This is a genomic window from uncultured Zhongshania sp. (assembly GCF_963975605.1).
Classification (GTDB): domain Bacteria; phylum Pseudomonadota; class Gammaproteobacteria; order Pseudomonadales; family Spongiibacteraceae; genus Spongiibacter; species Spongiibacter aquimaris.
Map to the genome: position 1 here is coordinate 1 of NZ_CAXBHN010000042.1, position 8,821 is coordinate 8,821.

The 8,821-nt window shown below is 50.2% G+C and carries 9 protein-coding genes; 7 read left to right on the plus strand and 2 right to left on the minus strand.

Annotated elements, in window-relative coordinates; translation table 11 throughout:
• Positions 1–240 precede the first annotated feature (240 nt).
• Together AAC007_RS17295 and AAC007_RS17300 are read right to left on the minus strand one after the other, a co-directional pair.
• Positions 241–1,428, minus strand: coding sequence for a lipid-transfer protein (locus AAC007_RS17295; protein ID WP_295872743.1), 1,188 nt, complete (start codon positions 1,426–1,428; stop codon positions 241–243).
• Between the two features lie 23 nt (positions 1,429–1,451).
• Positions 1,452–1,886: an OB-fold domain-containing protein gene (locus AAC007_RS17300; RefSeq protein WP_339678491.1), complete on the minus strand. Its 435-nt coding sequence runs from the start codon at positions 1,884–1,886 to the stop codon at positions 1,452–1,454.
• Between the two features lie 249 nt (positions 1,887–2,135).
• On the opposite strand from AAC007_RS17300, the gene AAC007_RS17305 reads away from it, so the two are divergent.
• The 7 genes from AAC007_RS17305 (at position 2,136) to AAC007_RS17335 (ending at position 8,784) form a co-directional block, all read left to right on the plus strand.
• The gene (locus tag AAC007_RS17305; RefSeq protein ID WP_295872739.1) at positions 2,136–3,323 is read left to right on the plus strand and encodes an acyl-CoA dehydrogenase family protein; all 1,188 of its coding nucleotides are present in this window, start codon (positions 2,136–2,138) and stop codon (positions 3,321–3,323) included.
• Between the two features lie 31 nt (positions 3,324–3,354).
• Positions 3,355–4,491, plus strand: a complete 1,137-nt coding sequence (locus tag AAC007_RS17310) for an acyl-CoA dehydrogenase family protein (protein WP_295872737.1) — start codon at positions 3,355–3,357, stop codon at positions 4,489–4,491.
• Positions 4,492–4,679: 188 nt separating this feature from the next.
• Positions 4,680–5,084, plus strand: coding sequence for a hypothetical protein (locus AAC007_RS17315; RefSeq protein ID WP_339678494.1), 405 nt, complete (start codon positions 4,680–4,682; stop codon positions 5,082–5,084).
• Between the two features lie 110 nt (positions 5,085–5,194).
• The gene (locus AAC007_RS17320; protein ID WP_339678496.1) at positions 5,195–6,094 is read left to right on the plus strand and encodes an alpha/beta hydrolase; all 900 of its coding nucleotides are present in this window, start codon (positions 5,195–5,197) and stop codon (positions 6,092–6,094) included.
• Positions 6,095–6,310: 216 nt separating this feature from the next.
• The gene (locus AAC007_RS17325) at positions 6,311–7,165 is read left to right on the plus strand and encodes a phytanoyl-CoA dioxygenase family protein (RefSeq protein ID WP_339678499.1); all 855 of its coding nucleotides are present in this window, start codon (positions 6,311–6,313) and stop codon (positions 7,163–7,165) included.
• A 10-nt stretch (positions 7,166–7,175) separates the two neighbouring features.
• Positions 7,176–8,054 (plus strand): FkbM family methyltransferase, encoded by an 879-nt coding sequence (locus AAC007_RS17330; protein WP_339678501.1) that lies wholly within the window; start codon positions 7,176–7,178, stop codon positions 8,052–8,054.
• Positions 8,055–8,544: 490 nt separating this feature from the next.
• The gene (locus AAC007_RS17335; protein WP_339678503.1) at positions 8,545–8,784 is read left to right on the plus strand and encodes a hypothetical protein; all 240 of its coding nucleotides are present in this window, start codon (positions 8,545–8,547) and stop codon (positions 8,782–8,784) included.
• Positions 8,785–8,821: the final 37 nt, after the last annotated feature.

Sequence of the window (8,821 nt, forward strand, 5' to 3'; positions counted from 1 at the left end):
AAATGTGTTACCTATGTGACTGGGCAAATCTGTAACCCATGTGGGTGTTTGTACAGCGGGCTATGAGCCGTCCTGTGCTCGTAAAAAACGATTAGATTTGACGGGCATAGGTAGTCAGACGTCTGACGCTAAAGGCATTTGCTTCGCTCACCCCGGATACTCGGTCGTGGCCGAGTATGACGATGTAGGGGGGTGAGCAAATGCAGTTTTGGCGTTACGTCAGTGTCATTCTTTCCGGCGCTATTTCTTGAGGATCACAGAAGAGCCGTGACCAAATAAGCCCTGGTTGGCGGTGATACCCACTTTGGGGTTGGCTATCTGCCGCTCGCCCGCTTGACCGCGCAGCTGCCACGTTAACTCGCACACCTGTGCTATTGCCTGCGCCGGTACAGCTTCACCAAAGCAGGCTAAGCCGCCAGATGTATTTACCGGTAGGCGTCCACCCAGTTTGGTGGCGCCTTCGCGAACTAACTGAGCCGCTTCGCCGCGCGGGCACAGCATCAGGTCTTCGTACCAATCTAGCTCCAGCGCCGACGACAAGTCGTACACCTCCGCTAGGCTGACATCTTCCGGCCCAATGCCGGCTTGTTCGTAGGCCTTTTTCGGCAGTGCCGCGCGGAAGCTGTGAGCTTCAACACCAGCAGCGGCGGCTGAATCGGTGGCAATGTCGGGCATTTCAACCACGGCACTGGCAAAACTTGGTGTGACGGTAGACACCGCGGCAACTTTAACTGCGTTGGCTTTACCGATGCGCTTTGCGTATTCCATGCTAGATACAATCATTGCCGCGCCGCCATCAGAGGTTGCGCAAATTTGTAGCAAGCGCAGCGGGTCGGCGACCATGGCGGAGTTTTTAATCTCTTCCATGGTGAATTTCTTTTTATAGCGCGCATTGGGGTTGGTGAAACCGTTTTCGCTATTTTTAATTTTTACCAGTCCAAAGTCTTCCTCGGTGTCGCCGTATAAGTCCATGCGACGACGGGCGTATAGAGCAAAATAACTTGGGTTGGTGATGCCTAAATAGAAGCGCAGCCAATCTGGATCTTCAGGGCGATAGCCCTTGGCCGGTGCCAAAAAGCCCTTTGGCGTGGTGTCGGCGCCAACCACTAAAGCAACCTCACATTCGCCGGCGAGAATCTTTGCTCGCGCAGCCGCCAATGCTTGTGAACCGGAGGCGCAGGCGGCATACGAGGTATTCACCTGAGCGCCTTGCCAGCCTAAAGCTTGGGCGATGGTGGCGCCCGCCACGTAACCGGGGTAGCCGCAGCGCATGGTCGCAGCGCCCGATACAAACTGAACGTCTTGCCAGGGTATACCTGCGTCTTTTAGTGCTTCACGTGCAGCGTAAACGCCGTATTCGCTAAAATTGCGTCCCCATTTACCCCAGGGGTGCATGCCGACGCCCAATACTGCAATATCTTGACTCATTACTACTTCTCCTTGGGCGGTGTTTAGCGCTGTGGCTGCCATTTCCAGGTGACTTTGATGGCGTCGTCATCTTCGTGCAGGGTTTCGAGCACCAGTTCTGCGGTCTGTCCGACTTTCATTTGATCAACATCTACGCCTTTGACTACTTGCCCGAGAATGATCATTTTCTCTTTCTCTAATTCCACCGCCGCGATGGCATACGGAATAAAGGGCTCTTCGGCAACAAACGGCTCCGGTGGCTTGTAGCAAGCATTGGTGTAAGACCAAATTTTGCCCGTACGGCTAAGCTCCACTTCATTGAATGTGGTGCTGTCGCACGCGGGGTTTTTACAAAAGCTCAGCGTTTTAGGAAAGTAGTAAGTCCCGCATTTATCGCAGCAAGCGCCAATAAGATGTGGGGTATCCGTGTCGAGTGTGAACCAGCCCTCTATGGCGGCCTGCACGGGTTTGTTGGTCATTTTAAGTCTCCACCGAATGGACGGGTGATGCCGCAAGTAGGGGTTAGTTAGGCCTGCGAATCTGTCTCATATTAACAGGCAAATCATCGCAAGATCAGTAACTTGGCGCTATCGTCTGAATGGCTGATTACGGCTTGCTAATCACCTGACTGCAATTGTCACTGGGGTGAGTGAATTTGCAATTGTGGTAACTGGGCCAAGGCCTATGATTGGCCTGTAAAGATAAACGATCAATAGTAGGGGACGGAAATGAAAGTTGAGTTTACCGCAGCGCAAGACGCCTTGCGCAAAGAGTTGCGGGCCTATTTTGAAAATTTGATGACCCCAGACTTAAAAGCTGAGTGTGATGAAGCAATGGGCGAGGGTGGCGGACCGCTGTGGCGAGAAGCACTCAAAAAGATGGGTAAAGACGGTTGGATAGGGGTGGGCTGGCCTAAAGAGCTAGGTGGCCGCGGAATGAGCCCTATCGAGCAGTTCATTTTTGTTGAAGAAGTGATGCGGGCGGGCTACCCGTTCCCCTTTCTCACCACGGAATCTGTTGGGCCGCAGCTGGCTGAACATGGTAATGAGCGTCAGAAGCGCGAAATTGTGCCCAAGATCTTAGCGGGTGAGTGTCTTATTGCGATTGGTTATTCAGAGCCGGGCGCAGGCACCGACCTCGCGAGCCTTAAAACTACCGCGGTGAAAGACGGCGACGGTTGGCTCATCAACGGCCAGAAAATGTGGACAAGCCTCGCACATTTTTGTGACTACGTGTGGTTGGCATGCCGCACTGACCCAGATGCAGCCAAACCCCATAAAGGCATTTCCATGTTTATGGTGCCGACCAGCGATCCGGGCTGGAGCTGCAGCGCCGTTCACACTCTAGGTGAAGTGAGAACCAATGCGACCTTCTATGACAATATTCGAGTAGCTGACGACGCCATGGTTGGCGAGTTGCACGGTGGTTGGAAGCTCATTACCAGTCAGTTAAACCGTGAGCGTTTGAGTTTGGTTAACTTTGGTCCAACCGCAGAAATGTTCAACAATATCGTGCGTTGGGCTCAGCAATTGGATTTGCCCACTGGCGGTAAGCTTATTGACGAGCCCTGGGTGCAAATCAATCTTGCCAAGGTGCGGGCGGGTGTAGAGGCCTTAAAACTGGTTTGTTACAAGCAAGCTTGGGCGATGACCGAAGGCAATCTTGAAATGGCAGATGCCTCGGCAGCCAAAGTATATGGCTCGGAATTTTTCATCGAAGTGTATCGTCTCTTGGGCGAGGTGATTGGTGAAGCCTCTCTAATCAGTCGCAGAACCGACGGCGCGAATCCGATTGCATCGCGAATAGAGCGTTTGTATCGCACCGCCTCGATCATCACCTTTGGTGGTGGTACCAATGAAATACAGCGCGACATTATTTCTGCAGCAGGCCTGTGGATGCCGCGTGCATCGCGTTAATTCTGCGAATTACGATATTGAGGATTAGATCATGGATTTCGGATTTTCTGAGCAGCAGCGCGACGTACAGAATTTGGCGCGCCAGATATTGAGTGAGAATGTAAGTGCTGAGAAATTAAGTCAGTACGACGACTATAAAGCAGAGCGCTTTGATCGTGAGCTGTGGCAAAAACTTGCCGAAGCCGGCTTGCTCGGCGTGGCCGTCAGTGAAGAATACGGCGGCATGGGCTTTGGCTTTTTCGAGCTGGGATTATTAGTGGAAGAAGCGGGACGTACCATTGCGCCACTGCCTTTAGTTTCGCATCTGATTTCAGCTGCATTACCCATTCAGCAGTTTGGCAGCACGGCGCAAAAGCAGCAGTGGTTGCCAGGGGTGGCTAGTGGTGAGCTGATGCTTACGGCGGCATTGTGCGAAGCTTATAACGACGACCCTGCACAGCCCTATTTGACGACGGCCAGTGCTGACGGTGATGGTTTGCTCCTTAATGGCGAGAAAACCAATGTGCCGTTTGCGCATATCGCCAATAGAATACTGTTGGCTGCCAGAACCAATGACGGTATCGCCGTTGTATTACTAGACCCCAAAGCAGCGGGTGTAAGTCTTACCGCGCAGCAAGTGACAAGCTATGAGCCGCAATACGTGCTGCACTTAGATAATGTCCGTATTGGCGCTGGCGATATATTAGCAACGGGTAGCGACGGTAGCGCGGCAATGCAGTGGATCGCAGAGCGCAGCACCGTGGCATTATGTGCGCATCAGTTGGGTGCGAGCGACAAAGCCATGCGCATGTCTGCGTCTTACACCGCCGAGCGTAAACAATTTGGTGTATTAATTTCTACCTTTCAAGCAGTGGGTCACCGGGCCGCAAATTGCTTCATTGATGTTGAGTGTCTGCGCTTAAACACATATCAGGCGATTAGTCGCTTAGACGGTGGCTTGGACGCGACAAACGAAGTACAAATCGCCAAAATCTGGGCTGGCGATGTCGGTCACCGCGTCAGCTATGCTGCCCAGCATTTACATGGCGGCACTGGCATCGATAGGGATTACCCGCTTTGGCGTTACTGCACGTGGTTGCGCCACAATGAAATGGCGCTGGGAAGTTCTGCAAAAACCTTAGCAAAGCTAGGTAAGCGTATAGCGGCAGGAGAGGCATTCTGTAGTTAATAGATTAGCCTCTCGCTATTCAGCCGCCTACGGGCGGCTTTTTTGTGGCTGCAATTTAGTGACAGCAGGTCAAAGCTATCTATACTGAGTGCAATAGACTGGGTTTTACTTAACGGTCATGGACAATGGGTGTTAGCATCACGCTCATAGCGTCACTCAAACTCTCTTGAAATCAATAGGATATTATAATGAATCAGCTCCGAATTATCGCCGCATGCCTTTTATTCGGTGCTACTTGCTGTACGGCGAATGCCGCTGAAACAGGAGATATTAAAGGAGAAGTTGGTTTTGTAGACGAGAAAACGGGGGTGACGGTTGAGGCTGTGGAGCAAGGTGAAAAGTCAGGGGAATACCGAGTATTGATCTCGGTGCCGCGCAAAGGTGACTCGCCGGCAATGGAGATCGAGGAAATTCTGGTTACCGCGCCGGAGCTAAAATCAGATGACGACGCCGCAGTTCCGCCACGCTATGAGTTTGTAAAAGATTACAGTGAAGATCGTTACGGTTTTTATGTCTACATTGGTAAAAGTCGCGATTGGCCCTTTCGCATTTACTTCAAAGACCACGACAGCGACGTGCTCCACAATCGCTAAATTGCCCGCAAAACTCCCTAAAAGCGGTGCCAGCAATGTAATATATTCTTAGTGGCCTTTCAGGCAGCTATGGCTGTTATTACAGCTCTCATCATTAGGGGATCTTTGGTATGGAGTGGACGCGCAGCCGCATTGCAGTAAGCGAAGGCATTGAACTGGCCTACGAAGAAATTGGCGCGCCAGATGCCCCCGTCATTTTGCTCATTATGGGATACGCAAGTCAGTTAATTGTGTGGCCGGAATCCTTCTGCCACCGCTTGGCGGATGGCGGCTATCGCGTTATTCGTTTTGATAATCGCGACGTTGGATTATCGACCAAATTGAATGACGCGGCGGTTCCGAATGTTATTGCCCTGCGGCTGCGCCAGCAGCTTAAACTGCCTCTCAAGGTCGCCTACACCTTAGATGATATGACAGCCGATACGGTTGCCTTGCTAGATGCCTTAAGTATTTCCAGTGCTCATATTGTTGGCGCGTCGATGGGCGGTATGATCGCGCAATTGCTCGCTGTAAATTATCCGGAGCGCGTCAACTCCTTGGTGTCATTAATGTCGAGTTCCAGCTACGGGGGAATGAAACCTAAAATACTCTGGCATATATTGAATAAAGCCGCCCCAGATCGCGATGCGCAAATAGCCCATTCATTAAAAACCTGGCAATTAATCTCCAGTCCAGAACTTGGCGACCCAGTGCAACAGCTGCGTGCGCGTATCGAAGCTGCCTATGAGCGCGCTCATTACCCGCCGGGTAAAGCACGGCAAATGGCCGCTATTATGGCCTCGGGCAGTCGCCAGAAAATACTGTCAAAAATAAATGCGCCTACCTTAGTTATTCACGGCGACAAAGATCCTATGCTGCCACTGAAGGGTGCAAGAGATACCGCTGGTCGCATTCCAAACGCGCGCTTGGAATTGGTGGCGGGAATGGGACACGACTTGCCCGAGGCGCTTTTAGAAAAATTGGTGAATTTAATATTGGGGCATGTTGGGGGCAAAACGGCAACAGAGTAAATGCCAGCTGATGCTTTACAGACGTGATGAGCTCTCTTAATAATTAATTTCATTAGCACTTTATCCCTTTTAGATATTTACGATCTGGAGATGTGTCAGTGCACTATTCTGTCTTAATTTTAATAGCTAAATATTAGCGTTCCGATTCTGTCTTGCGTAAAATCGAAGAGATAGTTTTTAGCAAAATTCCCTTATTCTAATTTGGCATCCATCTTCATGGCCAGTGATCAAGCCCTTATCGTTTCGGACGCCAATGAGGCGCCGGACATTCTTCGCAGCCGGTTTCAGGAGTGGGGTTATCTCTACTTCAAACACTATGCGGCCGCCTCAAAATGTGAAGCCTTGCTGAGTGACATCCTCTCTCGCTTATCGCCTCACGTCGCGCTGGATGAATCCCGGCAATTGCCCGTGCTCACCGGTGACGCCTTTGTAGAAACCGATGCCATTTGGGACGAGGTATATCCTAAAATCCAAGCCTTGGAATCTTTTCATGGTTTCTTCCACGATCCTCATCTTCTACAGCTGATGCGCACGGTCAGTAACAGCGAGGTATTTGTATACCCCATGAAGATGGCGCGAATATCAACGCCAAAGAAGGTAGGCTATGAAACCCCACCCCATCAAGATGCTCGCTCTCATGTTGCCCCTAGCACCATGGCGGGTATCTGGGTTGCTCTGCATGATATTTCAACTGAGATGGGGCGCCTCAAAATACTGCCTGCTTCGCATAAACGCGGTATGCGGGAAGTCGTAAAATCTCCTGGTGTCGGCAATGTTCAGTGCGAGATTTACCCAGACGAAACCTCGTGGCATGTGTCTGATGTGAGTCAGGGCGACGTCATTATATTCAATGCGTTTACCGTGCACGCCGCACAACCTAATATCAGTGATTCGGTTGTGCGAATGAGTGTCGATACCCGCTTTTGCGACTACGGCGCCCCGGTATTCTCTAGTAATTTGGAGCCGCATCACGGCTGGCGTATTGATGACTTAAGTTGGTCGCAAATTTATGCAAACTGGCAGAATGCCGACCTGCAATACTACTGGGCTGGCTACCCGAATTTTACATAGGGTAGGGATAATGGCTAATAATAATCAGATTCCGGCGAATGACGCCGCGCAGCTCGTTGAACTCAATATAGCTGGATTGAACGAGCGGATGAGTAAGCGGCTGACAATGAATGTTCACGGCGCAAACGACACCATTATTTCTGAAAAGCTGCGTAATGAGCAGTGCTGGGAACCCTACGAAACCCATCTCGTCGTCACCCACTTTCACCCCGGTGGGGTCTTTCTCGATATCGGTGCCAATATCGGTTACTACACCTTATTGGCCAGCGCGATTGCAGGGCAAGAAGGTCAAGTTATAGCTTACGAGCCGGACGTAGAGAACTTTGCCTTGTTACAGGAAAACGTCAGCCTGAATCAGTTGTACAACGTGGTGCTTCACCCTTTAGCACTTAGTGACCGCAACGAAGACGGCAAGTTGTTTCTGTCGTCTGATAACTTTGGTGACCATCGTATTTATTCGGACGGCGGTGAACGCCATAGCCGTTCTATTCGGCTGGTGCACGGCGATCAACACCTTGAACCCCAAACCCAACATATAGATTTCTTAAAAATAGATACTCAGGGCGCCGAGTATTTTGTGGTAAATGGACTGCGGAATCTTATTGCTGCCAATAGCGCGCACCTTTGTATTATTCTGGAATTTTGCCCTTACGGGATTCGCCATTCGGGAGCTGATGGCCATCAGCTTATCGAATTGCTAGAGAGTTTTGGAATGCAATACCACATTGTTGATCATATCGAACATCGATTGATTCCCGCCCAAGCCAAGCACTTGAGTGACTGGGTTGAGGAGCTGGCGCGAGAGCCAAGCAATGAGGGTTTTATTAACTTACTCGTGACGCCGCGTGGTTATGCTGCCCCGTTTAAGCGACCTGTACCGAAGTCCTAATTTAATTCCCGCTGGTATTTATCTTAAAGCTAAGAATTTGCTCCCCATCACCGTCACTTTGCGAGGGTGCTTGGCCGCCTTTGGGCAGCTGAGATAGGTTCATAGCAGGAATTTTTCGCGCCCAAATAGTAATGAGTCTCATTGTACTCTTGGCTGCAGCAAATCTCCATGATGAAATTGGGGGGGATGAATCTTATTCCAACTATGGTGCTATGAGTGCTAAATGGGATGTTGGCTTGGCGCAGGTACATAGCATCCCTGTGCATTATTGGTCTTTGTGTTGCTATGATTATCCGCTAATGACCTTGCTCTATTTGGTGCTTAATCTATTCTGCGGCGTTTGTGCGCTGGCGAGCTGGGCCAAAATCTGGATACCTTGTTTTTTGCGTATGCCTTGCTTAAATATGGATACTTGCGCTATTTATTTCGGGTCAATAGAGTTGGGGTAAATTTTGTTAGCGCTATTGGCATGAATCGGTGAGGGGACTGTATGGGCGAGAATAGCGATAAAGACGTAATGGTTTACGATAGGTTTTCCTGTGAAAATTGTGCGGATAATGGAAAGCTTGATTTTGATTTTACTATGGCGTTTCAACCAATCGTGAACTGTAGAACAAAAGAAGTGTTCGCATATGAAGCTCTAGTCCGCGGACTCAATAACGAGTCAGCGTTTTCGGTGATGTCTAATTTGAATGATGATAATCGCTATTTATTTGTAAACGCTCAATAAACCCCATCTAATATCGTTGCCGCCTAGAAGCTACTCT

What these genes read in the sequence shown, in the direction of transcription:
- AAC007_RS17295 (WP_295872743.1), bottom strand. Translation starts at nt 1,428, where the DNA reads ATGAGTCAAGATATTGCAGTATTGGGCGTCGGCATGCACCCCTGGGGT.
- AAC007_RS17310 (WP_295872737.1), top strand. Translation starts at nt 3,355, where the DNA reads ATGGATTTCGGATTTTCTGAGCAGCAGCGCGACGTACAGAATTTGGCG.
- AAC007_RS17300 (WP_339678491.1), bottom strand. Translation starts at nt 1,886, where the DNA reads ATGACCAACAAACCCGTGCAGGCCGCCATAGAGGGCTGGTTCACACTC.
- AAC007_RS17335 (WP_339678503.1), top strand. Translation starts at nt 8,545, where the DNA reads ATGGGCGAGAATAGCGATAAAGACGTAATGGTTTACGATAGGTTTTCC.
- AAC007_RS17305 (WP_295872739.1), top strand. Translation starts at nt 2,136, where the DNA reads ATGAAAGTTGAGTTTACCGCAGCGCAAGACGCCTTGCGCAAAGAGTTG.
- AAC007_RS17330 (WP_339678501.1), top strand. Translation starts at nt 7,176, where the DNA reads ATGGCTAATAATAATCAGATTCCGGCGAATGACGCCGCGCAGCTCGTT.
- AAC007_RS17320 (WP_339678496.1), top strand. Translation starts at nt 5,195, where the DNA reads ATGGAGTGGACGCGCAGCCGCATTGCAGTAAGCGAAGGCATTGAACTG.
- AAC007_RS17325 (WP_339678499.1), top strand. Translation starts at nt 6,311, where the DNA reads ATGGCCAGTGATCAAGCCCTTATCGTTTCGGACGCCAATGAGGCGCCG.
- AAC007_RS17315 (WP_339678494.1), top strand. Translation starts at nt 4,680, where the DNA reads ATGAATCAGCTCCGAATTATCGCCGCATGCCTTTTATTCGGTGCTACT.